This is a genomic window from Armatimonadota bacterium, from assembly GCA_031459855.1.
GTDB classification, from domain to species: domain Bacteria; phylum Sysuimicrobiota; class Sysuimicrobiia; order Sysuimicrobiales; family Humicultoraceae; genus Fervidifonticultor; species Fervidifonticultor primus.
In genome coordinates, this window is the sequence record JAVKHP010000001.1 from 3,041,040 (window position 1) to 3,067,407 (window position 26,368).

Here is a 26,368-nt window from a genome sequence, read left to right on the forward strand (position 1 = left end):
CACGGGAGCACCGAGAGGATCGGACCAACAGGAGGTGCAGGAGCATGGCACACGATCGGCACCACCCCCTGACGCGGCGGGAGTTCCTGGCCCGCTCCGCCGCGGCCGCGGCCGGCACCGGACTGGCCGGCGGGCTGGTGGCGGGCGCGCTCAAACCCTTCGCGGTGGCCGCGGCGCCCGCCCGTGTCGCCACCCGCCCGCTGGTCTATGCGGTGCGCACCGAGACCCTCACGTTGGACCCCCACCAGAACGACTTCATCTACTCGCAGAACGCGCAGCGGCCCGTCTACGAGCCGCTGGTGGACTACGTCCCCGACGGCAGAGGCGGCGCGAAGATCGCGCCGGTCCTGGCCACCGAGTGGCGCGCGTCGCCCGACGCGCGGGTCTACACGTTCCGGCTGCGGCCCAACGTGCGCTTTTCCGACGGCACGCCGTTTGACGCGGAGGCGGCCAAGTGGAACTTTGAGCGCCTCAAGGCCGTGAACAAGGGTCCGGCGGCGCGCCTGCCGGCGATCGAGCGGGTGGACGTGGTGGACCGGCTGACCGTGCGGGTGACGCTGCGGAACCCGTTCGCGCCGTTCATCGAGGCCCTGGCAAAGGCCCCGTACATGATCAGCCCGGCCACCCAGGCCCGCGCCCAGGGCGGCGACCTGGCCCAGCGCTGGCTCAACGACAACGCCGTGGGCACCGGTCCCTACCTGCTGGAGAGCTGGGTGCGGGGCCAGCAGGTGACGTTCGTCCGCAACCCCACCTACTGGCGGGGCTGGCAGGGTCCCCACGCCGAACGCATCGTGGTGCGCCTGGTGCGCGAGTCGGCCACCCAGCGCCTGATGCTGGAGACCGGGGAAGCCGACCTGGCCGACGGCATCGTCATCACCGATGCCGACGCCCTCAAGAAGCGCCCGGACGTGGTCATCGAGGAGCACGACACCCCGGCGCAGATCCACATCATGATGCGCATGCGGGGCCCGTTCACCAACCCGAAGTTCCGGGAGGCGATGCGCGCGGTCTTCGGCTACAGCAGCTTCGTGGGCGGAGTGCTGCTGAACAAGGGTCGCATCCCCAACGGGCCGATCGCCCGGGGTATCTGGGCCCACGACCCCTCCCTGCCGCAGTTCCGCCGCGAGCTCACCCGGGCCAAGCAGCTGATCCAGGAGGTGGGGCCCAGCCAGCGGGCGTTCGTGCTGCAGACGATCTCGCCGTTCTTCCCCTACTACCCGCAGCTCGCGCAGATCTTCCAGCAGAACCTCGCCGAGGTGGGCATCACGCTCACCATCGACGACAAGCCGGACGCGGCCGGCTTCATCGGCGCGCTGACGGCGCTGGAGCGCGGCCCCGACATGTACGGCTGGGCCATCAACCCGGCCTACGACGACCCCCACGACATCCTGTTCCGCACCTACCATTCCACGGCGACACCCCCCGGCGCCCAGAACTTCACCTTCTACAAGCACGCCGAGGTCGACGAGCTCATCGACCGCGGGGTCGCGGTGCCTGACCGGGAGCGCCGCCGGCCGCACTACCACCGGGTCCAGCGGGTGCTGCGCGAGGATGGGCCGGCGATCTTCTGCGCCCAGTTCTTCCAGATCTTCGGGCGGTCGAAGAAGCTCCACGGGTTCGACTGGCATCCGTTCCTGTTCAACCTGCCGCCCGACTTCTACAATCTCTGGGTGGAGGCGTAGCGCGCCGCCATGCCTCGCGGGCGCATCCAGACCGTCACGGACGCGGAGGACTTCATCCGCGGCCTCACGCTGCTCGGCACCGGTGGGGGCGGGCGCCCCGACAAAGGGCGCGAGTACCTGGCCCCCCACGTGGCGGCGGCCACGGGCATCGGATGGGTGGACGTGGCCGAGGTGCCCGACGACGCGTGGGTATGCACGACCTTCGGCATGGGCTCCATCGCGCCGACCCCCGTGCTCACGGCGGCGGAACGGGCCGCGTTGGGGTACGGTGAGGTGACCGTGGAGCGGCCCCTCGCCGAGGCCGTCCGGGACCTGTCGGCGGCCACCGGGCGCCCGGTGGCCGCCATCGTGCCCTTCGAACTCGGCGCCGGGAACACCGCCGGCCCGCTGGATGCGGCCGCGCGGCTGGGCGTGCTCGCGGTCGACGCCGACCTGGCCGGCCGCGCGGTCCCCGAGCTCACCCAGACCACGGCCGCCCTGGCCGGCGTCCCGCTGTGCCCGGTGGCGATCTGCGACTCGTGGGGCAACCGGCTGGTGCTGCGGGAGGCGCACAGCCTGCCGGTGGCGGAGCGCATCGGCAAACTCCTCAGCATGGCCACGCGGTTGCCCGATCCCCGGCTCACGTGCGCGCACGCCGGCTACCTGATGACCGGCGCCGACCTGCGCCGGGTCGCGATCCCCGGCACCCTCAGCCGCGCGCTCGCCGTCGGCCGGGCGATCCGCACCGCGCGCGACGCAGGACAGGACCCCCTGGCCGCGGCGGCAGCGGCGCTGGGCGCGTGGGTGCTGTTCACCGGCGTCGTCACCGCGCACCCCTGGGAGAGCCGTGAGGGCTACATGGTCGGCGAGACCCTGATCGAGGGCCGGGACGCCTCCCGGGGCCGGCACCTGCGCATCTGGTACAAGAACGAAAACCACGCCGCCTGGCTCGATGGCCGCCCGGTGGCCACCAGCCCGGACCTGATCATGGTGGCCGACGCCCAGACGGGCGAGCCCTACACCAACACCGATCTCCCCGTGGGCGCCACCGTGGGCGTGCTGGTCGCGCCCGCCCCGGCGGTCTTCCGCACGCCCCAGGGGCTGGCGGCGTTGGGGCCGGCGCACTTCGGCCTCGAGGTGTCCTACACGCCCATCGAGGCGACCATGGCCGAGCGCCCCTCCTAGGCCGCATCCCCGTGCTCCGGTACCTGTTTCGGCGGCTGGTCAGCCTGGCGTTCGTGCTGTGGGGCATGTCGCTGCTGACCTTCACCATCTCCCACGTGATCCCCGCGGATCCGGCGGCGGCCGCTGCCGGCTTCAACGCTACCGCCGAGCAGATCGCCCAGTATCGGCGGGAGCTGGGGCTGGACAGCCCGCTGCACGAGCAGTACCTGCGCTACATGGCGGGCATCGTGCTGCGCTTCGACCTCGGCCGGTCCATCCTGAACCAGCGGCCGGTGCGGGACGACATCGCGACGTTCCTGCCGGCCAGCATCGAGCTCGCCCTGGTCTCCCTGGCCCTGTGCGTGCCGCTGGGCATCGCGCTGGGCACGTTCACGGCGGTGCGTGCGGGGCGCCTGTCCGACGCCCTCACGCGGGCGTTCGCCATCTTCGGCGTCTCGATGCCCGTCTTCATTGTCGCCCTCCTCTTCCAGCTGGTCTTCTACAAGGAGCTGCGGTGGTTTCCGTCGGGCGGGCGCATCAGCGACGCCGTGGCCCGCCCCCCGGTGGTGACCGGGTTCCTGCTGGTGGACAGTGTCCTGGCCGGCAACTGGCCGGCCTTCGTCTCGGCCCTCCACCACTTGGCCCTCCCGGCGGCCACGCTGGCGGTGGCCAACCTAGCCGTGATCACCCGCATGACCCGCAGCAGCCTGCTGGAGGTGCTGACCGCCGACTACGTCCGCACGGCCCGGGCCAAGGGGTTGAGCGCAGGCCGGGTGCTGGTCCACCACGCGTTGAAGAACGCCATGATCCCCGTGGTGACCGTCATCGGCCTCCAGGTGGCCTCGCTCATCGCCTACGTGTTCCTGGTGGAGTACATCTTCTCGTGGCCGGGCATCGGCTCGTATGCGGTGCGCGCCATCCTGGGGTTGGACTTCCAGCCGATCATGGGGATCACACTGCTGTTCTCGCTGGTCTACGTCGTCGTGAACTTCCTCGTGGATCTGAGCTACCTGCTGCTCGATCCGCGGATCCACTACTGACCCCATGGGGCAGGCGCGGCGCCCGTGATCTCGCTGCCGTCGGCCTGGCCGGCCGTGGGCCCGCGGCCGGTGACGCTGTGGCGCCGGCTGACCCGCAACGCGGGCGCCACGGCCGGGCTCGTGCTGCTGGGCGCCATCGCGACGGTCGCGGTGGTGAGCGCGGCCTACGTGCCCCACGACCCGTACGCCATCGCCGTCGAGCGGCGCTTCCAGCCCCCCAGCGTCGTCCATCCTTTCGGGACCGACGACCTGGGTCGGGACGTGGCCAGCCGCGTCATGGTCGGCGCCCGGATCTCGCTGGCCGTGGCGAGCGTGGTGTTGCTGGTGGCCTCAGGGGTGGGCGTGCCGCTGGGCGTGGTGGCCGGCTACCGCGGCGGCCTGGTCGACGAGGCCATCATGCGCGCCTGCGACATCTTCCTGGCGTTCCCGTCGTTTCTGCTGGCCATGGCCATCGTGGCCGCCCTGGGGTCGAGCATGGCCAACGCCGTCCTGGCCGTGGGCCTGGCCTGGTGGCCCCGCTACGCGCGGCTGATGCGCGGGCAGGTGTTGGCCCTGGCCCACCTGCCCTACGTCGAAGCCGCACGGGCGCTGGGGGCCGGCGAGGCGCGCGTGCTGGCCCGTCACCTGCTGCCCAACTGCCTGGCGCCGCTCCTGGTCCAGCTGGCCACCGACGCGGGCAACGCCATCCTGATCACCGCCAGCCTGAGCTTCGTGGGCCTGGGCGCGAAGCCGCCCATGCCCGAGTGGGGCTTCATGGTGGCCCAGGGTCGGCAGTTCCTCCTGACCGCCTGGTGGGTGCCCATCGCGCCGGGCCTCGCCATCGGCGCCACCGTGGCGGCCTTCACCTTCGTGGGTGACGCCCTGCGGGATCTGCTGGACCCGCGGCTGCGCGGCCGGCGCGCGTAGTGACCCGGGCCGGGCCCCCGGCCTCACCCCACGGGGTCGTGTGCGGACGGGTCGGGCCACAGCGCGTGCTGGCGCAGGGCGGCGGACACGAACGCACGGCGGTGTGCCGGACACGGCCCCCACCGGCGCAGCGCCGCCAGGTGCGCGGCCGTGGCGTAGCCCTTGTGGTGGGCGAACCCGTACTGCGGGTAGCGCGCGTCCAGCGCCTCCATGAGCCGGTCGCGCGTGACCTTGGCGACGATCGACGCCGCCGCGATCGACGCGCACTGGGCGTCGCCCCGCACGATCGGCCGCTGCGCCACCGCCACCGGCGCGCGCAGGTGCCCGTCGATGAGGACCAGCGCGGGAGCCACCGGCAGCGCGGCCAGCGCGCGGGTCCAGGCCAGGGCCGTGGCGCCCAGGATGTTGTGCCGGTCGATCTCGTCCACCTCCGCCACCCCGATCCCCACGGCGGCGCCGCACGCCAGCAGCCGCTCGTAGACCGCCAGGCGTGCTGCGGGCGTCAGGCGCTTGGAGTCCCGTAGCTGTGGCACCGGCAGCTCCTCGGGGAACACGACCGCGGCGGCCACCACCGGGCCGGCCAGCGGACCACGGCCGGCCTCGTCCACCCCCGCCACCGGCGCGATGCCCGCGGCCCACGCCGCCCGCTCGTGCGCGAACATCGCTGCCAGGCGCGCGCGCTCGGCCTCGGCCCGGGCTTGGCGCCGCGCCCACTGCGCCGCGAGCCGACGCGCACCGGCACGGGGATCCCGGGCGAGCTCGGCCGCCGCCACCGTGCCCGCTGCCAGCGCGGCGGCGAGCGCCGCCAGGGTCGGCCGGGAACTGCGGTCTGCCTGTCGGGGGGCAGCCCGCGGGGCCATGGCGCCGTCAGCGGACGAGCCCGATGCGATCCGGCGGCCAGTAGACCACGAGCGCACGCCCCACGATGTTCCGCATGGGGACGAAGCCGAAGAAGCGGCTGTCCTCGCTGTTGCAGCGGTTGTCGCCCAGCACGAAGACGTGCTCCGGGGGCACGACCTCGGGGCCGTAGGTGCTGGCACACGCGCGGTCGCCGCCCGGGAGCGCCGTGGGGTACACCTCGGAGAGCGGGCGGCCGTTGATGCGCACCAGCCCGTCCTTCATCTCGATGCGCTCGCCCGGCAGGCCGACCACGCGCTTGACGAAGTCCTTGTTGGGATTGAGCGGGTACCGGAAGACGATGATGTCCCCCCGGCGGACCTCCCAGATGCGGTAGGCGAACTTCCCCACCAGGATCCGGTCGCCCACCCGCAGCGTGGGCTCCATGGAGCCCGAGGGGATGAAGAACGCCTGCACGACGAAGACGATGATGACCAGGGAGAGCAGCGCGGCGAAGATAGTGGCGTCCAGCGTCTCGACGATCGACAGCCGCACCGTCGGCGGCAGCCGGTAGCTGCGGCGGACTACCGTCCGCAGCAGCAGCAGCCCGGCGGCGAGCAGCAGGATGAACGTTGGAATGCCGAACGGCAGCCGCTCGACAACCGTCAGGAGGTCGCGAGTCATGCGCTACAGGGCAGCGGGCTAGCGCTGCTCCTTGATGCGGGTCTCCTTCCCCACCCTGCCGCGCAGGTAGTGCAGCTTGGCGCGTCGGACGCGGCCGCGGCGGACGACGTCGATCTTCTCCAGCCGCGGCGAGTGCAACGGGAAGATACGCTCGACGCCCACGCCGTGGCTGATCCGCCGCACCGTGAACGTGGCGCCCGTGCCACCGCCGCGGCGGGCGATGACCGTGCCCTCGAACACCTGCAGTCGCTCCCGGCCCCCTTCGGTGACCCTGACGTGCACCCGCACGGTGTCGCCGGGGCGAAACTCGGGGATCTGCGTGCGCAGCGACGCAGCCTCGACGGCCCTGACCTTGTCCATCCTTCTCGCTCCTCGCCCGGCGTGATCTCCCGGCCCGGCGCGCACGTCGCGGCGCCGGTCACGGTTGAGAATTCTAACACAGGTCGCCGCGCCCGGCCAAGCGCGGCGGGCGACGGCGGCCGCGCGGGAGCCGGCGCGCCGCCGGCTCAGCGCTCGCCGGCCGCCTCGGCCTGGAGGGCGGCCAGCAGCGCCCGATCCTCGTCGCTGAGCGTCGCCTGGGCCAGCAGGTCGGGCCGCCGTGCCAGGGTGCGCCGCAACTGCTCGCGGCGCCGCCAGCGCCGGATCTCGGCATGGTGGCCGCTGAGCAGCACCTCGGGCACCCGCAGCCCGCGGAACTCCGCCGGCCGCGTGTAGTGCGGGTAGTCCAGCAACCCGGTGGTGAACGACTCGGCCGCCACCGACTGCGCGTCGCCCACGACGCCCGGGAGCAGCCGCACCGTGGCGTCCACGATGACGAGCGCCGCCAGCTCCCCGCCGGTGAGCACGTAGTCGCCGATGGAGATCTCCTCGGCGCCCAGCCCAATGACGACCCGCTCGTCGACGCCCTCGTAGCGCCCGCACAGGATGATCAGGTGGGGCGCGCGGCTCAGCTCCTCCGCCAGGCGCTGCTCGAACCGGCGGCCCTGCGGCGAGGTCAGGATCACGCGCGGGCGCGGCCCTCCCGGTGGGGTCAGGGCCTCGACGGCCGCGAAGAACGGCTCGGGCTTCATCACCATCCCGGGCCCGCCGCCGTAGGGCACGTCGTCGACCTGGCGGTGCCGGTCGGTGGTGTAGTCGCGCAGGTCGTGCACCGCGATGGTCACCAGGCCGCGCTGGCGCGCCCGCCCCAGCAGCGACACCTCCAGCACGGGCCGCACGGCCTCGGGGAAGATCGTGACGATGTCGATCCGCACGCTAGGCCTCCAGCCCCGGGGGCAGACGCACCACCATCTCCCCGGTGGCCCGGTCCACCCGCCGCACCACCTCGCGCAGCGCCGGCACCAGCACGTCCCCCTGGGGCCCCCGCACCACGTACACGTCGTGAGCCGGGCCCCGTGCGACCTCCGTGACCACACCCACCAGACGGCCCTCCTCGGTGCGCACGCGCAGGCCGACGATCTCGAACAGGTAGTACGTGTCAGGGCCCAGCGGCGGCAGCGCGCGCCGCGCCACCACCAGCTCGGCACCCCGCAGGCGTTGTGCCGCCTCGACGCTGTCCACGCCCCGCAGCGTCACCAGCAGCGCCCCGCCGTGGGGCCGCACGCCCGTGATCTCGGCGGGGGTCAGCGCGCCCGCCCGGCGCAGGTACACTCGGCGTCGCCGCGCGAATCGCTCGGGGAAGTCCGTCTCCAGCTGCACCCGCACCTCGCCCCGCAGCCCGTGCGGCCGCACGATGCGGCCGACGACGATCCACGCCGGCGGCGCGGGCCGCCTGCCGTCCGGCTCACCCTTCCCGGATCTCGACGACGATCCCATCCTTGACGACGATCTCGGTGCGCGTCAGCCGTGCGAAGAAGTTGTCGCCGACGTTGACCTCCACCAGGCTCTCCACCGTGCCCTGGGAGAACTCCGAGTGCAGCTCGAGCGCCTCGGCCTCGCGCAAGCGCGCGCTCAGCTCGGCGCGGGCGGCCTCCTGGCGGGACCGCTCGAGCTCCAGCTGCTGGCGGATCGCCCGCGACTGCGGCGTGATCTGCCGCTCGAGCTCCGCGCGTCGAATCTGGCTGTCGATCTGCCCGATGACGGCGTCCAGGCGTTTGATCATGTCCTCGAGCTCGCTCAGGTACTGTCGCTTGAACGCCTCGGTGACGATGGCCTTGACGACCACCGGCCGGACGAGGGTGATGCCCATGCGCTCCTCCTTGGTGTGGTTACTGCACGATCTCCACGTGCACGCGCCGGCCGGTCCGTGCCGCCGCGGTCCGGGCCACGGTGCGCAGCGCGGCGATCACGCGCCCCCGCCGCCCGATCACCTTGCCCACGTCCTCGGGCGCGACCCGCACCTCGACCACCAGCATGCGGGCGCGCTCGACGGCGTCCACGCGTACCGCGTCGGGCTGGCCCACGAGCCCGCGCACCACGTCCTCGACCAACGCGCGCACGTCGGCGCCAGCCACGGCCTACCCCGGCCGGGTGCGGCCGGCCTCCCACCGTTGCAGGATGCCGGTCTTCTCCAACAGCACCCGGGCGGCGTCGGAGGGGCGCGCCCCCCGGTCCAGCCACTTGCGGACCCGCTCCTCGTCGATCCGGATCGTCGACGGCTCGGTGCGCGGGTTGTAGAACCCCAGGGCCTCGAGGTACTTCCCGCCTCGGGGCGCACGGGCGTCGGCCACCACCATCCGGTAGACGGGCTGGTGCTTGGCCCCCATGCGCATCAAGCGAATCTTGACCGCCATCGTCTCCCTCCTCGCGTCGCGTTGCCCCTCCCGGGCCGGCGTGCCGTCCGCAGCCGCGTCCCGGTGCTCTCAGCGGGGGGCGAACGGCCACCCGCGGCCGCGCCCCCGCTCCTCCATGTGTCGTAGCAGGCGACGGGTCTCCTCGAACTGTTTCAGCAACCGGTTGACGTCGTGCACCGTGGTGCCGCTGCCCCGCGCGATCCGCCGGCGGCGACTGCCGTCGATGATGGACGGATCGGCGCGCTCGGCCGGCGTCATCGACTGGATCATGGCCTCGACGCGCTTGAGCTGGCGTTCGTCGACCGTCAGGCCCGCGGTGCGCGCGCGGGCGAAGCCCGGGATCATCTCCAGCAGCTGGTCGAGGGGACCCATCTGGCGCACCTGCCGCAGCTGCTCGAGGAAGTCCTCAAGGGTGAACCGCGCGCGGCGCAGCTTGCGCTCGAGCTCGGCAGCGCGCTCCGCCGAGACCGCAGCTTCCGCCTTCTCGATCAGGGTGAGGACGTCGCCCATCCCCAGGATGCGTCCTGCCATGCGGTCGGGATGGAAGGGTTCCAGCGCGTCGAGCTTCTCGCCCACCCCCACGAACAGGATGGGCCGCCCCAGGGTGGCCACCACCGAGAGCGCGGCACCGCCCCGCGCGTCGCCGTCGAGCTTGGTCAGGATCACGCCGTCGATCGGGAGCCGGGCGGCGAAGCGCTCGGCCATAGTCACCGCATCCTGCCCGGCCATAGCATCGACCACCAGCAGGGTCTCGCGGGGATGCAGCGCCGCATGCATGGCGGCCAGCTCGGCCATGAGGGCGTCGTCGGCGTGCTGGCGTCCCGCGGAGTCCACAATCACCACGTCGTGCCCCGCGGTTCGGGCATGGGCCACCGCCGCCAGGGCGACCGCCACAGGGTCGGTGGCGCCATCCTGCGCGAAGACCGGGACGCTGGCAGCCGCGCCGACCACGCGCAGTTGCTCGATGGCCGCCGGCCGCTTCAGGTCGGTGGCTACCAGCAGCGGCGCCCTGCCGCGCCGCCGCAACCAGCGGGCGAGCTTGGCCGCCGACGTGGTCTTGCCCACGCCGTTGAGCCCCACTAGCAGCACCACCGCGGGCGGGGGCGGCGCCAGCCGCAGGTCGCGGGCGCCGCCGCCCAGCAGCCGGGTGAGCTCGGTGTGGACGAGCTTGACCACCTGCTGACCCGCGTTGAGGTGCTTCCAGACCTCTTGGCCCACCGCCGCCTCGCGCAGGCGCGCGGTGAAGTCGCGGACGACCTTGACGTTGACGTCGGCCTCCAGCAACGCCAGACGGACGTCGCGCAGCGCGGCGTCGACGTCCGCCGCCGACAGCACGCCGCGCCCGGTCAGCTTCCGAACGATCTCGCCCAGGCGCTGCTGCAGGCCGTCAAACACCGGCAGGCTCCTCGCCGCGGGTCGCTTCGTAGACGCGGTAGCCACCGCGCAGCGCCACCTGCCGCACGCCGCCGAACCGCGCCGCGATCAGCCGCGCCAGCGTCCGGGCCCCCTGCGCGGTGCGCGCCACCAGGTAGAAGCGGCCACCCGGCCGGAGCACCCGGTGGGCATCGTCGATGAAGCCCGCCACCACCCGGCGACCCGCGCGGATGGGCGGGTTGGTCACCACGACGTCCATGGAGGCGTCCCGGATCGCTGCGGCGCGATCGCCCACCAGCACCGCCACGTTGTCCAGCCGGTGGGCGAGGGCGTTGTCGCGGGCCAGCGCCGCGGCGCGCTCGTTGGCGTCCACCAGCCACGCGCCTCCTGCCGGCGCGAGCGCGGCGGCCACCAGGCCGACGGCCCCGTAGCCGCAGCCCAGGTCCAGCACGCGGTCGGTGGGCTCGATCCGCATCGCCTCGATCAGCAACCGGGTGCCGGGGTCGACGCCGCGCCGGGCGAAGACGCCCCGCGCCACCGCGAACGCCCACTGGCGTCCCCGCAGCGTCGCGTGCACGGTGCGCGTCTGGGGCGCCGACCGCGGGCGCCGCGTGAAGTAGTGCTCGCCCCCGGCGCGTGGGCCATCGCCCACCAGCCCCAGCGCCGCCTCGAACCGCTCCAGCGCGCCAAGCGCCCGGCGCAGGCCGTCGTGCACGGCCTGCCGCGAGATGCGCAGCTGCGCGGCGATCTCGCCCAGCGAGAGGTCGTCCTGGTAGTAGCGCACCAGGAACTCCCGCTGCCGTGCGGTCAGCAGGCGGCCGTAGCGATCCAGCAGGCGGTTCGCGCGGTCACGTCCTGCGAGCTCCCGGTCCATCGTTCCTCACCTGTGCCTGGCGATTGCGTGGCGATGCAGGGCACCCGGCAGCCGCGCCGGGCGCCGCATCGACGGTCATCTGTAAAGGAAATCGCCTTGACACATGGAATCCTTCTTACCTTACCGCGGACGTGCGCCGCCGTCAACGGCAGTGCCAGGCCACGCGCAGCTGGCCGGGCCCGCGAAGGCGGGCGCCTGCGGTCCTCCTGGCCGCCGCGCGGCCGCCTCTCCCGGGCCCTGGGCCGCACGCTCCCACGCCCGGATGCCCCGGGCCCGCGGCCGCCACGCTACGACCGGCTGCCGTCCTGAGCCAGCAGCGCCTCGGCGAACGCGCCAGGGTCGAAGGGGTCGAGGTCGTCGAGCCCCTCGCCGGTCCCGAGGAACACGATGGGCACGCCCAGCGTCTGGGCGATGGCCACCGCGATGCCCCCCTTGGCCGTTCCATCGAGCTTGGTGATGACGACGCCGGTGAGGCGCACGGCCTCGTGGAAGGCGCGCGCCTGCGCCAGGCCGTTCTGGCCCGTCGTGGCGTCGAGCACCAACAGACGCTCGACAGGCGCCGCGGGCAGCGTGCGGGCCACCACCCGGTCGACCTTCTTCAACTCCTCCATCAGGTTGACCCGCGTGTGCAGGCGGCCGGCGGTGTCCACCAGCAGGACGTCGACGCCGCGCGCCTGCGCGGCCTGGGCCGCGTCGAACACCACCGCTGCGGGGTCGGCACCCTCCCGGTGATGGATCACCGGCGCACCGACGCGGGCACCCCAGACCTCGAGCTGCGCGATCGCCGCGGCGCGGAACGTATCGGCTGCCGCCAGCAGCACGCGGCGCCCCTCGCGGGTCAGCCGGTGCGCCAGCTTCCCGATCGTCGTGGTCTTGCCCGACCCGTTCACGCCGAGCACGAGCACCACGGCGGGAGGCGGCTCGAGCCGCAGCCGCCCCGGCGGCCCGAGCCGATCGCGCAGGATGGCGGCCAGCGCCGCCCGGACCTCGGCCGGCGCCGCGCTCCCCACCGTCCGTGCGCGCAGGTCCTCGACGATGGCGCGCGCAAGCGGCGCGCCGAGGTCGGCCTGGATCAGCACTTCCTCCAGGTCGTCGTAGAAGGCGGGGTCGATCGGACGGGCCAGCAGAGCGTCCAGGCGCGCCCCCAGCGCCTGGCGGGTACGCGCGAGGCTCTGCCGCAACCGGCCGAGCCAGCCCGGTCGGTCCTCCACGCCGGTCCGCCTCCGTCAGTCGCCCGGCGCCGCCACGGGCTCGCGCACGCGCGCCGCGACATCCGCGGGCGCCGTCTGGCCGTTGGTCTCGGGGGGTACCAGCCGCACCGAGACCAGCGATGACACGCCGGGTTCCTGCATCGTCACGCCGTACAGGACGTCGGCGGCGGCCATGGTGCCCTTGTTGTGGGTGATGATCAGCACCTGGGTCCGCTCGGCCAGATCGCGCAGCAGGGTGACGAACCGCTGGGTGTTGGCGTCGTCCAGGGCCGCTTCCACCTCGTCGAAGATGCAGAAGGGGCTGGGGTGTACACGCAGCATGGCGAAGATCAACGCCAGCGCCACCAGCACCCGCTCGCCGCCCGACAGCGCCACCAGCGGGCGGCGCATCTTGCCCGGCAGCTGCGCGATGACCTCCAGGCCGGGCTCGCCGCCGTCGTCGGCCTCCACGAGCTCGAGGTGGCCGTTCCCGCCCTCGAACAGGCGCTGGAACAGCCGGCCGAACTCCGCGTTCACGTCCTCGAAGGTCTGCCGGAAGCGCACGCGCAGGGCGGCGTTGATCTGCCCGATCACCTCCCGCAGCAGCGCCGAGGCGCGGTCCAGGTCGTCGACCTGGGCGCGCAGGGCCTCCAGGCGCGCACAGATCGCGGCATGCTCGTCGGCCGCGCGCAGGTTGACCGGCCCCAGCTCCCGCAGCGCCTCGCGCAGAGCGGCCAGCTGGCGCTGCGCGTCCTCGCGGCTGCCCTGCAGCCGGCGCGTCGCGGCGTCCTCCAGGGTCACCCCGAACTCGGCCGCCAGGCGCGCGCGGGCAGCGTCCAGCTCCGCCTCGACCTGCGCCGCGCGCACCTCGGTCCGGTGCACCGCGGCGTCGGCCGCCGCCAGCGCCTCGCCGGCCGCACGGTGCTCCTCCTGCCGCGCTGCCAGCGTCTCCCGCAGCGTCCCGCGCTCGGCCTGGAGGCGCTCGAGCTCGGCCTTGGCGGCAGCCTGGCGCGCTACCAGCGCGTCGTACGCCGCGGCGGCCGCGCGCTGGCGGCCCTCCACCTCGGCCGCGGCGTCTGCGGCCGCGCGCCGGGCTGCCTCGAGCTCGGCCATCCGCCGGACGAGGTCTGCCGCGCTGGCGCGTCGGTCGGCAGCGCGCGCCGCCACCGTCTGCACGCGGCCCTCGACCTCGGCCAGCCGCAGGCGCGCCGCCTGCAGGGCGGCGGCCGCCGCCTCGTGCGCGGCCTCAGCGCGCGCCAGCTCGGCCTGCCCGGCCGCCTGCGCCGCGTCCAGACGGCGCGCCTCCTCCTCGAGCCGGCGCACGTCGGCGTCGAGCGCCTCCGCTTGGCGCGCGAGGCGCGCGCGCTCGTCGTCCCGTGGCCCGCGCTCGTCTTCCAAGGCCTGCGCCTCGGCCGTCAGGCGCGCGGCGTCCGCCGCCAGGCGCTCGACCTGCTGGCTGCGCGCGAACACCTCTGCCTGCGCGTCCTCGGACACGGCGCGCGCGCGGGCCAGCGCCTCCTCGGCGTCGCGCACGCCCTCGGCCGCGGCCGCGCGCCGCACCACCAGCGCCAGGCGCGTCCGCTCGATCTCCTCGAGGGCCTGCCGCATCGCGGCGATCGTCTGTCCCCGGCCCAGCGGCGCCAGGTCGCCCGCGGGCCAGCCGCCTAGTGCCAGCACACCGTCGGGCTCCAGCACCAGGCCGTCTCGGGTCACCGCGCGGCCCGCGAAGCCTGCGGCGCGAAGCGCCCAGGCCGCCGCCAGGTCCTCCACGATCATCGCATCGCCCAACAGCGCCTGCGCGAGGCGCCGGGCCAGGAGCTCGTCCCCGCCCGCGGGCTGCACCGCGCGGTCCGCGCGCAGGCCATCGGGCGCCTCACCCTCCGGGAGGCGCGCAGGCCGCAGGTCCTCCAGGGCGACCACCGTGGCGGCACGCGCCCCGTCGGCGGCCAGGAAGGCCAGCACGGGCTCGAGCTGGGCGCGGCGCTCCACGACCAGACAGTGCAGGCGGCGCCCCAACGCTGCGGTGACCGCGGGACGCAACGCCTCGGGCGCATCCAGCAGCTCGGCCACCGCGCCCCGCAGCCCCGGAAAGCGCTCCGGGTGGTCACGCGCGGCGAGCAGCACGGCACGCGCGCCCTCGTCGAACCCGGCGTGCTGCCGGTGGGCCTCCTCGATCGAGGCCAGGCGCGCACGCAGCCGGTGCTCCTCCAGTTCCACCGCGTGCACCTGCTCGATGAGCGCGGCCCACTCCGCGCGCCGGGCCTCCAGGGCCGCGGTCGCCGCCGCCACGTGCGCGGCGGCCGCGGCGGCGGCGGCGCGGGCCTGGGCCAGCGCGTCCTCCGCTGCGGCCCGGTCCGTGGCCGCGCGGTGCGCCGCCTCCCGCGCAGCCTGCGCCTTCTGAGCCGCGGTCTCCGCCGACTGGGCCAGCACGGCCGCGCGGGCCTGCGCCGCGGCTAGGTCACGCCGGGCCTGGGCGAGCGCGCGCGCCACCTCCGCCGCCTCGTCACGGGTCGCGCGCAGCGCGGCCTGCTGCGCGGCCAGCGCGTCGCGGGCCGCCGCCAGGGCCGCTTCGGCCGCAGTCGCCTCTGCAGCCAGCCGGGCGCGCTCGGCCTGCCCGGCCGCGGCGTCCTGCTCGAGCGCGGCCTCCTCCGCGCGCAGCCGCTCCAGCGTCTGGTCCAGCCGGGCCCGCTCGTCCGTCAGATGCTCGCACCGGGCGCGCAGCGCGTCGGCCTCCGCGGCCAGCGTCTGCGCCTCCATGGCCAGCCGCGTGGCCTGCTCGGCGCCATCGAGCAGCGTCGCCTGCGCGCGTTCGACCGCTGCGGTGGCCGCGGCCAGCGCGGTCTCGGCGTCGGCGACCGCGGTGGCGGCGGCGGCGTGGCGCTGGGCGGCCGCCTCCCGCGCCGCCCGCTCGGCCGACAGCTGGGCGGCCAGGCGGCGCGCGGCGGCCAGCAGCCGCCTGGCCTCGTCGGCGAAGAGCGCCAGTTCGAGCTCGCGCACGTCGTCGGTGAGGCGCTGATGGCGCGCGGCGGCCTCGGCCTGGACCGCCAGGGCCTGCCGCTGGGACTCCAGCCCGGCGACGAGATCCGCCAGCCGCTCCAGGTGGGCCTGCGCGTGGGCCAGACGCCGCTCGGCCTCCACGCGCTGCCGCTTGTACCGCGCCAGACCGGCTGCTTCCTCGAGCCACTGCCGGCGTTCGACCGGCGTCGCGCGCAGCACCGCGTCCACCTCGCCCTGCCCGATCAGCGCGTAGGAGCGGCCGCCCAGCCCCGTGCCGAGGAAGAGCATCTGCACGTCCCGCAGCCGACAGTCCACGCCGTTGATGGCGTACCGTCCTTCCCCCCCGCGGGTGACCGCGCGGGTCACGGTGACCTCGCTGAACGCCAGCGGCAGCAGGCCCGCGCCGTTGTCCAACGTGAGCGACACCTGCGCCATCGCGTGCGGCTTGCGCCCGGCGCTGCCGGAGAAGATCAGGTCGTCCATGCGGCCGCCACGCAGCAGCCGGGCGTTGGTCTCGCCCAGCGCCCAGCGGATGGCGTCGAAGATGTTGCTCTTCCCGCTGCCGTTGGGACCGACGATGGCCGTGACCCCCGGGTGGAACGCGAGTTCCGTGCGGGTCACGAACGTCTTGAACCCCATCAGCTCGAGGCGTCGGAGTTGCACGCTGGGTCTCCTCCTCGATTCGGGCCGCCGACGCGACCCGCCCGTGGTGTGATCGCCGCCTGGGGCGGCCTGGGCTCAGTCGGGTGCGGTGTCGATGGGTCCATCGGTGCTCACGTGGCGGTACAGCGCAACCAGTCGGCGTGCCAGCGCGTCGATCGCATAGGCGCGCGCCACCTGCCGGCCCCGGGCGGCCAGCCGGCGGCGCAGGGGCGCATCGTCGAGCAGGCGACGGATGGCCGCGGCCAGGGCTGCGGGGTCCGGGTCGACCAGCAGGCCGGTGTCGCCGTCACCGACGGCCTCGGCCACCCCACCAGCCCGCACGGCCACCACCGGCAGCCCGGCGGCCATGGCCTCGATCACCACCAGGCCCTGCGTCTCCGTTGGCGAGGCGAACGCGAACAGGTCGGCCGCGGCATAGCAGTCCAGCACGCGGTCGTGGTCCAACGGCCCCGTGAAGACCACCTGGGTGCCCACGCCGAGCTGGGCGGCGAGATGGCGCAACACGGGCGCTTCCGGACCCCCGCCCACGACCAGGAGGCGGGCGGGACTGCCCCGGGCCGCGTCGGCGAACGCGGCTAGCAGCACGTCGAAGCGCTTTTCGGGGGCCAGGCGGCCCACGGTGATCACCAGCGGCGCATCGGACGGAATCCCGTAGCGCGGCCGGACCCACGAGGGCTCGAGTCGGTCGAACCGCGCGAGCTCGAAGCCCGCGGTGGGCAGGACCTCGATGGGCGCCGTGACCCCGATGGACCGCAGCCACGCGCGGACCGCCTGTGAGGGCGCGATCACGGCCGTGCAACGGTTGCAGTACCGCGCCGTGTACCGCGTCACCACGCGACGCGACAGCGGCGGCGGAAACAGCGGCACGTAGTGCACGTACTCGGCGTACATGGTGTGGTGCGTGAACACCAGCGGGAGCCCCAGGCGCCGCGCCGCGTAGCGCCCGGCCGCGCCCATGAGGAAGGGCGAATGGGTGTGCACCACCGTCAGCCGCCGCGCCGCCAGCGTGGCCACGAACCGGCGGTGGAGGGGAATCGCCAGCGGGAAGTCGGGGTGGCCGGGCGGGCGCACCGAGGGAAACCGCACCACGTCCGGATCGGTGTCCACGAACCCCCGGTAGCCGGGCGCGAAGATCGAGACGTGGTGGCCCTGGCGGCGCAGCTCGGCCACGAACGCCTCGATCGACCGCACCACGCCGCTGATGCGGGGCAGGTACGAGTCGGTGAACACCCCCACGCGCACCGGGGCGTCGTCGGCCCGTGCCCTGATCGCCGGCGACGGCCTCACGTGGGGAATGCCACGCGCCACGCGCATCGCATGGTGGCCTGAGGTTCGCGTCGGGGTCGCCAACTCCTCCACCCGGGACCTCCCCGGCGGTCGATCCGTCGCCCGCAGCTGGCGCCCGCGCCCCCGCGTCGAGCACCGAATCCCCTGCGCGCGGCCGCGCGCCCACGGCGTGCGATCGCCGAAAAAGACAAAGACGGCGCACCCGCGCCGCCCCGCGCGTTTCCCCACATTCCTGCCGTGTTCGCACGACGCGGCGCCCCTCGCGGCACCGCATCGAGCCCTAGTCTACCGTGTCAGATCCCTGGTGACAAGCCGCGCACCGCGGCGTGTGGTACGACCGCAGGCGACCACCCGCCGCCCACCTGGTCGGGGAGGGGGGATTTGAACCCCCGACCTCAGCGTCCCGAACGCTGCGCGCTACACCAAGCTGCGCCACTCCCCGCGGTCACACCCATTGTAGCCGCCGTCGTCGCGGGCGACAAGGCGATCCCGGCGGCATGCGTCAGGACGTGCCGGGCTCGTGCTCCGGCGTCGTGGGCGAAGGCGCCTCGGGGTCGGGCGCCCCGGGGCGCGATGTCGTCACCTGCCGCAGCAGCGCGCCCACCGCGTCGCCGATGGTCACCCGGCCTTCGTCCTGTTGTTCCCGCAGGTACTCCTTCACCCGCTTGCGCTCGGCCTCGCGCGCCAGCCGCCGCACGCTCACGATCATGCGGCGCTCCTCGGGTCGCACTTCGACCACCATGGCCTCGACCGTCTGGCCGACCTGCACGACGTCGTCGACCTTGGCGACCCGTTTCTCGGCCAGCTCGCTGATCGGCAAGAACGCGTCGATGTCCCGCAGCCGCACGAACGCGCCGGAGGCGACCAGGCGCACCACCTTGCCGCGCACGACGTCACCGGCCCGGTAGCGTTCGTCGACGGTGGTCCAGGGGTCTTCCAGGATCTGCTTGAGGCCCAGCGAGATCTTGCCGGCCTCCCGGTCGATCTTCAGGACCTGCAGCCGCAGGTGCTGGTTGCGCCGCACGACCTCTGAGGGATGGCGGATGTAGGTCCAGGCCATCTCGCTGATGGGCAACAGGCCGTCGACGCCGCCCAGGTCCACGAACGCCCCGAAGTCGGTGATGCGCTTCACGACGCCCTCGACGACGGCGCCCTCCTCCAGCGTGGCCAGCACCTGTTCCCGGCGACTCTTCCGTTCTTCCTCCACGGCCAGCTTGTGCGAGAGGATGACGCGCCCCTTGCCGCGGTCCACTTCGATGACCTTCAGGGGAATCGACTGGCCGACGAACCACTCGAAGCGCCGGCCCTTGGCCTGCGTGAGGTCGACGTGCGATCCCGGCACGAAGCCGCGCAGCCCCAGGTCCACCACCAGACCGCCCTTCACCTTGTCGACGACCATGGCGTGGATGATGCGCCCGTCCCGATGCGCCTCGAGCACACGCTCCCAGGCGCGCACGAAGTCCGCGCGCTTCTTGCTGAGGATGATGTTGCCCTCCTCGCCGTCGACGCGCATCACCATCACATCGATTCGGTCTCCGACGTGCACCGCCTCGAGCTGCTCGCCCCGGCGGGCCAGCTCCTTGGGCGGGATCAGTCCTTCCGACTTGGCCCCGACGTCGACCAGGACGCCCTCGGTGTCGACGCGCACCACCGTGCCCTGCACGATCTGGCGCTCCCGGAGCCGGGGCACCGCCTCCGAGAGGTCCACGGCCTCGCTCTTCGGTGCCTGCTCGTCCGCCCCTGCCTGCTCTGCTGCCATCTGGCCCGTCGCCTCCACTGCCGTGCCCTGCGCATGCTGCCGGCGCGTGGCCCCGCGCTCCGCCTGCGGCGATGTGCCCGCAGCGACGTCGTCCGTCGCAGATGCTGCTCCGGCCAGCGCTGCGCACTTCGCCGCCTGTCGCGGGTTTCCTCCCCGGGCCGCAGGCCGGCCCCCGGGTGCACCGGACGCAGCCGTGGGCCGCGTGCCGATCGTCTCCGGGTCCTCGTGCGGCACGCCACGGGCCCCGCGCCGGCCGAGCCCTGACGCCGTGCCCGTCCCCAGGGGAGCGGCCGCGGCGCTAGAGCCGCCAGTAGGTCGCCAGCAGGCGTCGCACCGCGCGCACGCGGCTGCCGATCGCGGACGGGGGGGTCTCCCGCCCCGGCCGCCGCGCGCCCAGGCCCGCAGGGGCGGGCTCGCGCCAGGCTGCGGGATCGGTGGGCCGTCCTGTCAGCGCCTCGAGCGTGGCCACCACCGACGTGGCCAGCGCGTCGAGGTGGTAGCCGCCCTCGAGCACGGCCAGCAGCGGCACGTCGAGCGTGCGGGCCACCTCGTCCATCAGGCGGGCCAACTGCCGGAACCCGGCGGCGCTGACGACCATCCCGCCCAGCGGATCGGCGAAGTGCGCGTCGTATCCGGCCGAGACGACGATGAACTGGGGTCGGTAGGCGTAGGCCAGCGGGAGCACCACTTCGGTGAAGACGTCGGCGTACCCGCCATCGCCGGTCTCCGCAGGCAGCGGGACGTTCACCGTACACCCCTCGCCCGGCCCTTCCCCGAGCTCCTCCATGGCGCCGGTTCCCGGGTACCAGTACTCCTGGTGGACCGAGACGACCAGCACCGACGGGTCGCGCCAGAACACCGCCTGCGTGCCGTTGCCGTGGTGCACGTCCCAGTCCACGAGCAACACGCGCTCGCGGCCCGCCCGTCGTGCGGCCGCGGCGGCCACGGCGGCGTTGTTGAACAGGCAGAAGCCCATCCCGCGGTCGGGTCCGGCATGGTGTCCCGGTGGGCGGGCGGCCACGAAGGCCCGCCGGACCTGCCCGGCCAGCAGCACCTCGGTGGCCCGCTGCGCCGCGCCCGCGGCCAGGCGCGCGGCCCGCGCCGACTCGGGCCCCACGACGGTGTCTGCGTCCAACCAGCCTCCGCCGGCGCGCGCCAGCGCCTCCACGGTCTCGATGTAGGTGCGGCGGTGCACGCGTTCCAAAAGGTCGGGGTCGACCTCCGGCGGCTGCTCGTCCCAGACCAGCACGCCCTCCAGCCCGCTCGTCTCCACGGCGCGCCGGACGGCCTGCAGACGCTGGGGGCGCTCCGGGTGCCCCGGGCCGGTGACGTGCCGCTCGCACGCGGGGTGGGTCACGAACACAAGGCTCATCCCTGCACGGCCGTCCGCAAGCGCGCCACCGCCGCGTCCACGCCGTCGGGCGCCCCGAAGATGGCCGACGCGGCCACCACCACGTCGGCACCCGCGGCCACCGCCAGCGGGGCGGTCTTTGGCGAGATGCCGCCGTCGACGGCGATCCAGCACCGGTCGCCCACCAGGCGTCGGATGCGGGCGATCTTGGGCAGCACGCCCGGCTGGAACGCCTGGCCGGCGTAGCCGGGATCGACGGTCATGACCAGCACGAAGTCCAGGACGTCGACGAGCCACTCGCACGCGTCGGGCGGCGTGCCGGGGTTGAGGGCGACGCCGGCCTGCACGCCCAGGCGCCGCAGCTGCGCCAGCGTGCGGTGCGGATGGACGACCGCCTCCAGGTGCACCGCGATGCTGGCCGCTCCGGCGCCGACGAAGGCTTCGAGCTGACGTTCCGGCTCGCGCACCATCAGGTGGACGTCCAGGGGCAGCCGCGAGACGCGGCGCACGGCGTCGACGACCACCGCGCCCATGGTGATGGGCGGCACGAACTGTCCGTCCATCACGTCGATGTGGAGCAGGTCGACCCCGGCGCGCTCGGCGGCCCGGACCGCATCCCCCAGGTGCGCGAAGTCGGCGGCCAGGAGGCTGGCGGCGATGCGCACACGGCCGGAGGTCACGGCCGCAGTTCCTGCACGAGGCGGTTGTCGATGTAGACCTGGATGATCGTGTACCCCTGCGTGCTCACGAACTGCTCGACGCGGTCGCCCGGCGCATGGGCGGCCTGATAGACCGTCCGCACGCCCTTCTCGTCGATGACGACGATCTTCACCTCCTGGGCGGCGGGACCCTCCGGCACTACGACCTGCACGCGCGTCCGACGCGCCAGCCCCGGCGAGGGCGCAGCGGCTGGCGGCGCGCCCGGCGTCGCCGCCGGGGACGGACGGCCCGCGGACGTCGGCGGAGCCGGTGAGGGCACGGGCGTCGGCACCGGCTGAGGCTCGACGGTCACCACGGGCGCCTGGGGCGGCGCGGCCTCCTGGCCGGGCCGCGCGGCCACCGCGACCGTGATGGCGGTCTGGCCGGGACGCACCAGGGCGCCCGCAACGGGCGACTGCTCGACGATCACCCCCGGCGCCACGTCGACCACCGGAACGGTCCGCGCATGGGCGATCACCAGACCGCGATCCTCCAGCAGCCGGCGGGCCTCTGCCAGCGTGCGCCCCACCAGGGCCGGCATCTCCACCTGCGCCGGCCCCCGGCTGATGACCAGCGTGACCGGTGAGTCCACCTGGACCCGCGCGCCCGCCGGCGGATCCTGTCGGATCACGAACCCCGGTTTGACCACGTCGTCGTAGCCCTCCTGCAGGGCGCCCACCCGCAGGCGCGCGGTCTCCAGCGCCAGCTGCGCGGCCTGCACGGGCTGGTGGACCACGTCGGGCACGGTGACGAGCTGCGGCCCGAGGCTGACGACCACCCCGATCCGGCGGCCCTGCTTGACGCGTTTGCCCGGGGGTTCGTGCTGCGCCAGGATCACATCCTGCGGCACCGTGGCGCTGTAGGCGCGCTCCGCGACCTCCAGGATCACGCCCTGCTGCCGCGCGATCTGCTCCGCCTGTAAGAGCGACCGCCCCACCAGGTCGGGCACCTCCACCTCGGGGACGTTCAGATAGGCGCTGACCGCCTGCCAGCCGGCCCACAGCCCGGCCAGCACCGCCACCAGCACCGCCGCCGCCAGCGGCACGACCGGCCGCAGCCGGCGGCGCCGGTGCGCCTCGAGCGCGAACGTGCGGGTAGGGTCGTCGTCGCCGAGGACCTCCTCCCATCGAGCGGTCTCCCCGCGGAGGTCGGCGGCCATCTCGCGGGCGGTCGCGTACCGGTCCTCGCGCCGTTTGGCCATCGCCTTCCGGATGATCCCATCCAGCCGGCGGGGCACGCGCGGGTGCACGGCGCGGGCCGATGGCGGCGGCTCGTGCAGGTGCTTGAGGGCCACGGCGATCGGGCTCTCGCCCTCGAACGGCAGGCGGCCGGTCAGCATCTCGAAGAGCACGACCCCCAGCGCGTAGAGGTCCGAGGCGCGGCCCACCGGCGCGCCCCGCGCCTGCTCGGGCGAGAGGTAGTGTACCGTGCCCAGCACGGTGCCCGTCTGGGTGAGGGTGACGGCCGCCAGGGCGCGCGCGATGCCGAAGTCCGCCACCTTGACGGTGCCGTCGCGGGTCAGGAGGATGTTCTGCGGCTTCACGTCGCGGTGGACGATGCCCTGTCCGTGGGCGTAGTCGAGGGCTTCACACACCGCCAGGGCGATGCGTTCCGCGTCTGCCGGCTCCAGCGGGCCCACGCGCCGCAGGTAGCTTTTCAGGTCCTCGCCGTCCACGTACTCCATGGCGATGAAGTAGACGTCGCCGTCGCGGCCGCTGTCCAGCACGCGCACCACGTGGGGATGGTCGAGGGCCTGCACGGCCCTGGCCTCGCGGACGAAGCGCTCGACGAACTCCCGGTCGGCGGCGTAGGCGTCGCGCAGCACCTTGAGGGCGACCACCTGGCCCTCGGGCGTGCGCGCACGGTAGACGCGGGACATCCCGCCCTCGGCGAGGAGCGCCACCACCTCGTACCGTCCGGCCACGCGCGTGCCGACGTCGACGGTCACGGCGCGCTCCCCGTCGGCCCGGCCGGCGCCGGGATCGGCCGTGTGCGCCGCAGCTGCCCGCAGGCCGCGTCGATCTCCACGCCGCGCTCCACGCGGACCGTGACCGGTACGCCGGCCGCCCGCACGGTCCGCGCGAACCGCCGCACCGCGTCCTCCGACGGCCGCCGGTACTGCAGCCCGAAGACCGGGTTCCACGGGATCACGTTGACGTGGAAGGGGCCACCAGCCAGCAGGCGGCCCAGCGCGCGGGCGTGGGCGTCGGCGTCGTTGACCCCGGCCAGCAGCACGTACTCGAACGTCACCCGGCGTCCGGTGGTGGTCGCATACGCCCGAGCGGCGGCCACCAGCTGCGCGATGGGCCATCGGCGGTTGACGGGGACCAGCTGCGTGCGCAGCGCATCGTCGGGCGCGTGCAGGGAGATCGCCAGGGTGAGCTGGAAGCGCTCCGCGGCGAGCCGGTGGATCTGCGGCACCAGCCCCACCGTCGAGATCGTGAGGTGCCGCCCGCCGATGCCCACGCCCCAGGGCGCGGTGAGGATGCGCACGGCGCGCACCGTCGCCTCGTAGTTCGCCAGCGGCTCCCCCATGCCCATGAAGACCACGTGGGTGGGCCGCGCGCCGGTGGCCTGCGCGATCAGCAGGACCTGGTCGATGATCTCGCCGGCGGTGAGGTTGCGCTGCAGGCCTGCCAGGCCCGTGGCGCAGAACGTGCAGCCCATGCCGCAGCCGACCTGCGTCGAGATGCACGCCGTCCGCCGGCCGTCGGCGTAGCGCATCAGGACGGCCTCGACGGCCTGCCCGTCGGGCAGGGCGCAGAGGAACTTGGTGGTGGACCCGTCGGGGGCCTCCTGCCGCGCCACGACCGCCAGCCGCGGCAGCCGCGCGACGGCGGCCAGCCGCGCGCGCAGCGGCCCGGGCAGGTCGGTCATCTCCTCGAACGTCGCAGCCCGGTGCCGGTAGATCCACCGGGCCAGCTGGCGGCCGCGGTACGCCGGCTCGCCCAGCGACCGCGCGAACGCCTCGAGCTCGTCGAGTCCAAGACCCGTCAGGTCGGTGCGCGGGGCCGCGGTCACATCGGTCGGCATGGACAGCCTCCCACCGGGCGCGCGAGTGCCCGACGGGATCGATTATAGGTCACCCCCGGACCAGTCGGGCCACGTAGAACCCGTCGGTATCGTGCCGGTGCGGCAGCAGCACGATCTCGCCGGCGTCCGCGCCGGCCACCGGCTGCCCGTGGAGGAGGCGGGGGACGGCCGGCGGCAGGGACGCAAACGCAAACGCGCGATGCGTCCGCAGGAACTCCCGGACGACGTCCGGACCTTCTTCGGGTTCCAGGGTGCAGACGCTGTAGACCAGCACCCCCCCGGGCCGCACGGCCCCGGCCGCCCCGGCCAGGAGCTCCCGTTGCAGCGCGGCGCACCGCGCCAGCGCGTCGGGGGCGATGCGCCATTTCACGTCGGGTCGGCGTCGCACCACGCCCAGCCCCGAGCACGGCGCGTCCACCAGCACCGCGTCCGCCTGGCCGGGGAACGTCCGGCCCAGCGTGCGCGCATCCAGGTGATGGGCCTCCACGTTGGTGACGCCCATGAGGGCGCACCGGTGCGCCAGCGCGGTCAGCTTGCCGGGGTGGACGTCGCAGGCGATCAGCCGTCCGGTATTGTGCATCAACGCGGCCAGGTGGGTCGTCTTCCCGCCGGGTGCCGCGCACGCGTCGATGACCACCCCGTCTGCCGGCGGGGCGACCGCCCGGGCCACCACCATGGCGCCCTCGTCCTGCGCCATGCACAGGCCGCGCGCGTACAGGGGCAGACGCGCGGTCAGCGACCCCTGCACCCGCAGGGCTTCGGGCAGCAGGCCGGTGGTGGCACGCACGCCGCGCGCGGCGAGCGCCAGGCGCACCTCGCTGGGCGTCGCCAGCAGCGTGTTGACCCTGACCACGGACGGCGCGGGCTGCAGGCACGCGGCGGCCAGCGCCGCGGTCTCGTCCACGCCCCAGCGCGCCAGCCAGCGCTCAGCGAGCCACCGGGGCAGCGAGTACACCACTGCCAGATGCCCGGCGGGATCGACGGCGACGTCGGGTGGCGGCGGTGGCCCCTCGGCGCTCAGGCGCCGGAGGACGGCGTTGACGAGGCCCGCCGTCCCCGGATGCCCGTGCCGGCGTGCCAGGGCCACGGCCTCGTCCACCGCCACGGGCGGAGGGATACGCGGGAGATCCAGCAGCTGATAGGCGCCCAGGCGCAGAACGGTGCGGATCGCCGGCGGCAGCGTGGTCAGCGGACGCCGCAGGAACGCCGCGAGCGCCCAGTCGAGGCGCCCGCGGTGTCGCAACACGCCCAGCACCAGCGCCGTCGCCAGCGCCCGGTCGGCCTGCGACAGCCCCGACCGCTGCAGCGCGCGAAACAGCAGGACCGTGGCGAACGCCCCTGCGGTCTCGGTCCGCAGGAGGACGGTATAGGCGACCTCCCGGGCGGACGCCGGCGCGGTGCGGGCGGTGTTACTCGTTGTCACGCATGTTGCGCAGGGCCACCAGGCGGACGAGCTGCAACACGGCCATGGCCGCGGCCGCGACGTAGGTGAGGGCCGCGGCGTTCAGCACCTGCCGGGTGCCGTCGGCCTCTACCGAGGTCACCAGCCCCTCACGCTGCAGGGCCGCCACCGCACGCCGGCTCGCGTCGAACTCCACCGGGAGCGTGACCAGCGCGAACGCGATGTAGCCCAAGAACAGCAGGATGCCAAGGTCCATCAGGGGCCGCAGGCTCGCGACCAGCCCGATCATGAACAGGATGATGGCCGCCTGGGTTCCCAGCGTCGCCACCGGCACGATGGCGGAGCGCAGCGCCAGCGGCGCATAGCCCTCGTGGTGCTGGAGCGCGTGCCCGCACTCGTGGGCGGCCACGCCCACGGCCGCGACCGACGCGCTGCCGTACACCGCCGGCGACAGCCGCAGCGTCTTCGTCCGCGGGTCGTAGTGGTCGGCCAGCAGGCCGTCCACGGGCTCGACCGCCACGTCCCGGACGCCGCGCCGGCGGAGCAGTTCCACGGCGACCTCCGCACCGGTCCGGCCGGCTACGGTGGGTACCTGGCTGAACCGCTGGAACGTGCTGTGGACCTTCCACTGGGCGTACAACGCCAGGAGGATCCCCGGCAGCACGATGACGTACGAGCTGTCGAAGACCATGTTCCCCCTCCTTCGCTCCTGCGA

At 74.2% G+C, this 26,368-nt stretch carries 24 protein-coding genes and 1 tRNA gene; 4 read left to right on the forward strand and 21 right to left on the reverse strand.

Annotated elements, in window-relative coordinates; genetic code table 11:
* Nucleotides 1-44: 44 nt before the first annotated feature.
* The 4 genes from QN157_14055 to QN157_14070 are packed head-to-tail and all read left to right on the forward strand — an operon-like array spanning nt 45 to nt 4,771.
* Nucleotides 45-1,682, forward strand: coding sequence for an ABC transporter substrate-binding protein (locus QN157_14055; GenBank protein MDR7556714.1), 1,638 nt, complete (start codon nt 45-47; stop codon nt 1,680-1,682).
* Nucleotides 1,683-1,691: 9 nt separating this feature from the next.
* Complete coding sequence (locus QN157_14060; protein MDR7556715.1) at nt 1,692-2,846, forward strand: DUF917 domain-containing protein; 1,155 nt, start codon at nt 1,692-1,694, stop codon at nt 2,844-2,846.
* An 11-nt stretch (nt 2,847-2,857) separates the two neighbouring features.
* Complete coding sequence (locus QN157_14065) at nt 2,858-3,865, forward strand: ABC transporter permease (protein MDR7556716.1); 1,008 nt, start codon at nt 2,858-2,860, stop codon at nt 3,863-3,865.
* A gap of 24 nt (nt 3,866-3,889) precedes the next feature.
* Nucleotides 3,890-4,771 (forward strand): ABC transporter permease, encoded by an 882-nt coding sequence (locus QN157_14070; protein MDR7556717.1) that lies wholly within the window; start codon nt 3,890-3,892, stop codon nt 4,769-4,771.
* 23 nt (nt 4,772-4,794) lie between these two features.
* Here the strand turns inward: QN157_14070 and QN157_14075 are convergent, their stop codons facing one another.
* The 21 genes from QN157_14075 to QN157_14175 all read right to left on the reverse strand — a co-directional run bounded on the left by QN157_14075 (nt 4,795) and on the right by QN157_14175 (nt 26,344).
* Entirely contained in the window at nt 4,795-5,631 is an 837-nt protein-coding gene (locus QN157_14075; GenBank protein MDR7556718.1) for a ribonuclease HII, read from the reverse strand.
* Between the two features lie 7 nt (nt 5,632-5,638).
* Nucleotides 5,639-6,292, reverse strand: a complete 654-nt coding sequence (gene lepB / locus QN157_14080; GenBank protein MDR7556719.1) for a signal peptidase I — start codon at nt 6,290-6,292, stop codon at nt 5,639-5,641.
* Between the two features lie 18 nt (nt 6,293-6,310).
* On the reverse strand, nt 6,311-6,652 hold the full coding sequence (gene rplS, locus QN157_14085; protein ID MDR7556720.1) for a 50S ribosomal protein L19: 342 nt from the start codon (nt 6,650-6,652) through the stop codon (nt 6,311-6,313).
* Nucleotides 6,653-6,798: 146 nt separating this feature from the next.
* On the reverse strand, nt 6,799-7,545 hold the full coding sequence (gene trmD, locus QN157_14090) for a tRNA (guanosine(37)-N1)-methyltransferase TrmD (protein MDR7556721.1): 747 nt from the start codon (nt 7,543-7,545) through the stop codon (nt 6,799-6,801).
* A 1-nt stretch (nt 7,546) separates the two neighbouring features.
* On the reverse strand, nt 7,547-8,107 hold the full coding sequence (gene rimM / locus QN157_14095) for a ribosome maturation factor RimM (protein MDR7556722.1): 561 nt from the start codon (nt 8,105-8,107) through the stop codon (nt 7,547-7,549).
* On the reverse strand, nt 8,076-8,480 hold the full coding sequence (locus QN157_14100) for a YlqD family protein (GenBank protein MDR7556723.1): 405 nt from the start codon (nt 8,478-8,480) through the stop codon (nt 8,076-8,078). The genes rimM and QN157_14100 overlap by 32 nt, the downstream gene beginning before the upstream one ends.
* A gap of 19 nt (nt 8,481-8,499) precedes the next feature.
* Nucleotides 8,500-8,745, reverse strand: coding sequence for a KH domain-containing protein (locus QN157_14105; protein ID MDR7556724.1), 246 nt, complete (start codon nt 8,743-8,745; stop codon nt 8,500-8,502).
* Nucleotides 8,746-8,748: 3 nt separating this feature from the next.
* Nucleotides 8,749-9,024, reverse strand: coding sequence for a 30S ribosomal protein S16 (rpsP, locus tag QN157_14110; protein MDR7556725.1), 276 nt, complete (start codon nt 9,022-9,024; stop codon nt 8,749-8,751).
* Nucleotides 9,025-9,093: 69 nt separating this feature from the next.
* On the reverse strand, nt 9,094-10,419 hold the full coding sequence (gene ffh / locus QN157_14115; GenBank protein ID MDR7556726.1) for a signal recognition particle protein: 1,326 nt from the start codon (nt 10,417-10,419) through the stop codon (nt 9,094-9,096).
* Nucleotides 10,412-11,272, reverse strand: a complete 861-nt coding sequence (locus tag QN157_14120; GenBank protein ID MDR7556727.1) for a methyltransferase — start codon at nt 11,270-11,272, stop codon at nt 10,412-10,414. The genes ffh and QN157_14120 overlap by 8 nt, the downstream gene beginning before the upstream one ends.
* Nucleotides 11,273-11,559: 287 nt before the next feature.
* A complete protein-coding gene (gene ftsY / locus QN157_14125; protein ID MDR7556728.1) occupies nt 11,560-12,483 on the reverse strand; it encodes a signal recognition particle-docking protein FtsY in 924 nt (307 codons plus the stop codon).
* Between the two features lie 15 nt (nt 12,484-12,498).
* Nucleotides 12,499-16,122: a chromosome segregation protein SMC gene (gene smc / locus QN157_14130; GenBank protein ID MDR7556729.1), complete on the reverse strand. Its 3,624-nt coding sequence runs from the start codon at nt 16,120-16,122 to the stop codon at nt 12,499-12,501.
* A 75-nt stretch (nt 16,123-16,197) separates the two neighbouring features.
* Nucleotides 16,198-17,436 (reverse strand): glycosyltransferase family 4 protein, encoded by a 1,239-nt coding sequence (locus tag QN157_14135; GenBank protein ID MDR7556730.1) that lies wholly within the window; start codon nt 17,434-17,436, stop codon nt 16,198-16,200.
* A gap of 336 nt (nt 17,437-17,772) precedes the next feature.
* A tRNA-Pro gene (locus QN157_14140) sits at nt 17,773-17,851 on the reverse strand.
* Between the two features lie 60 nt (nt 17,852-17,911).
* Nucleotides 17,912-19,168, reverse strand: coding sequence for a S1 RNA-binding domain-containing protein (locus QN157_14145; protein MDR7556731.1), 1,257 nt, complete (start codon nt 19,166-19,168; stop codon nt 17,912-17,914).
* Between the two features lie 298 nt (nt 19,169-19,466).
* On the reverse strand, nt 19,467-20,540 hold the full coding sequence (locus QN157_14150; protein ID MDR7556732.1) for a histone deacetylase: 1,074 nt from the start codon (nt 20,538-20,540) through the stop codon (nt 19,467-19,469).
* The gene (gene rpe / locus QN157_14155) at nt 20,537-21,199 is read right to left on the reverse strand and encodes a ribulose-phosphate 3-epimerase (protein MDR7556733.1); all 663 of its coding nucleotides are present in this window, start codon (nt 21,197-21,199) and stop codon (nt 20,537-20,539) included. The genes QN157_14150 and rpe overlap by 4 nt, the downstream gene beginning before the upstream one ends.
* Entirely contained in the window at nt 21,196-23,166 is a 1,971-nt protein-coding gene (locus tag QN157_14160) for a protein kinase (protein ID MDR7556734.1), read from the reverse strand. The genes rpe and QN157_14160 overlap by 4 nt, the downstream gene beginning before the upstream one ends.
* Nucleotides 23,163-24,251 (reverse strand): 23S rRNA (adenine(2503)-C(2))-methyltransferase RlmN, encoded by a 1,089-nt coding sequence (gene rlmN, locus QN157_14165; GenBank protein MDR7556735.1) that lies wholly within the window; start codon nt 24,249-24,251, stop codon nt 23,163-23,165. The genes QN157_14160 and rlmN overlap by 4 nt, the downstream gene beginning before the upstream one ends.
* 49 nt (nt 24,252-24,300) lie before the next feature.
* On the reverse strand, nt 24,301-25,674 hold the full coding sequence (rsmB, locus tag QN157_14170) for a 16S rRNA (cytosine(967)-C(5))-methyltransferase RsmB (GenBank protein MDR7556736.1): 1,374 nt from the start codon (nt 25,672-25,674) through the stop codon (nt 24,301-24,303).
* A complete protein-coding gene (locus QN157_14175) occupies nt 25,661-26,344 on the reverse strand; it encodes a zinc metallopeptidase (GenBank protein ID MDR7556737.1) in 684 nt (227 codons plus the stop codon). Before QN157_14175 ends, rsmB begins: the two co-directional genes overlap by 14 nt.
* Nucleotides 26,345-26,368 lie beyond the last annotated feature (24 nt).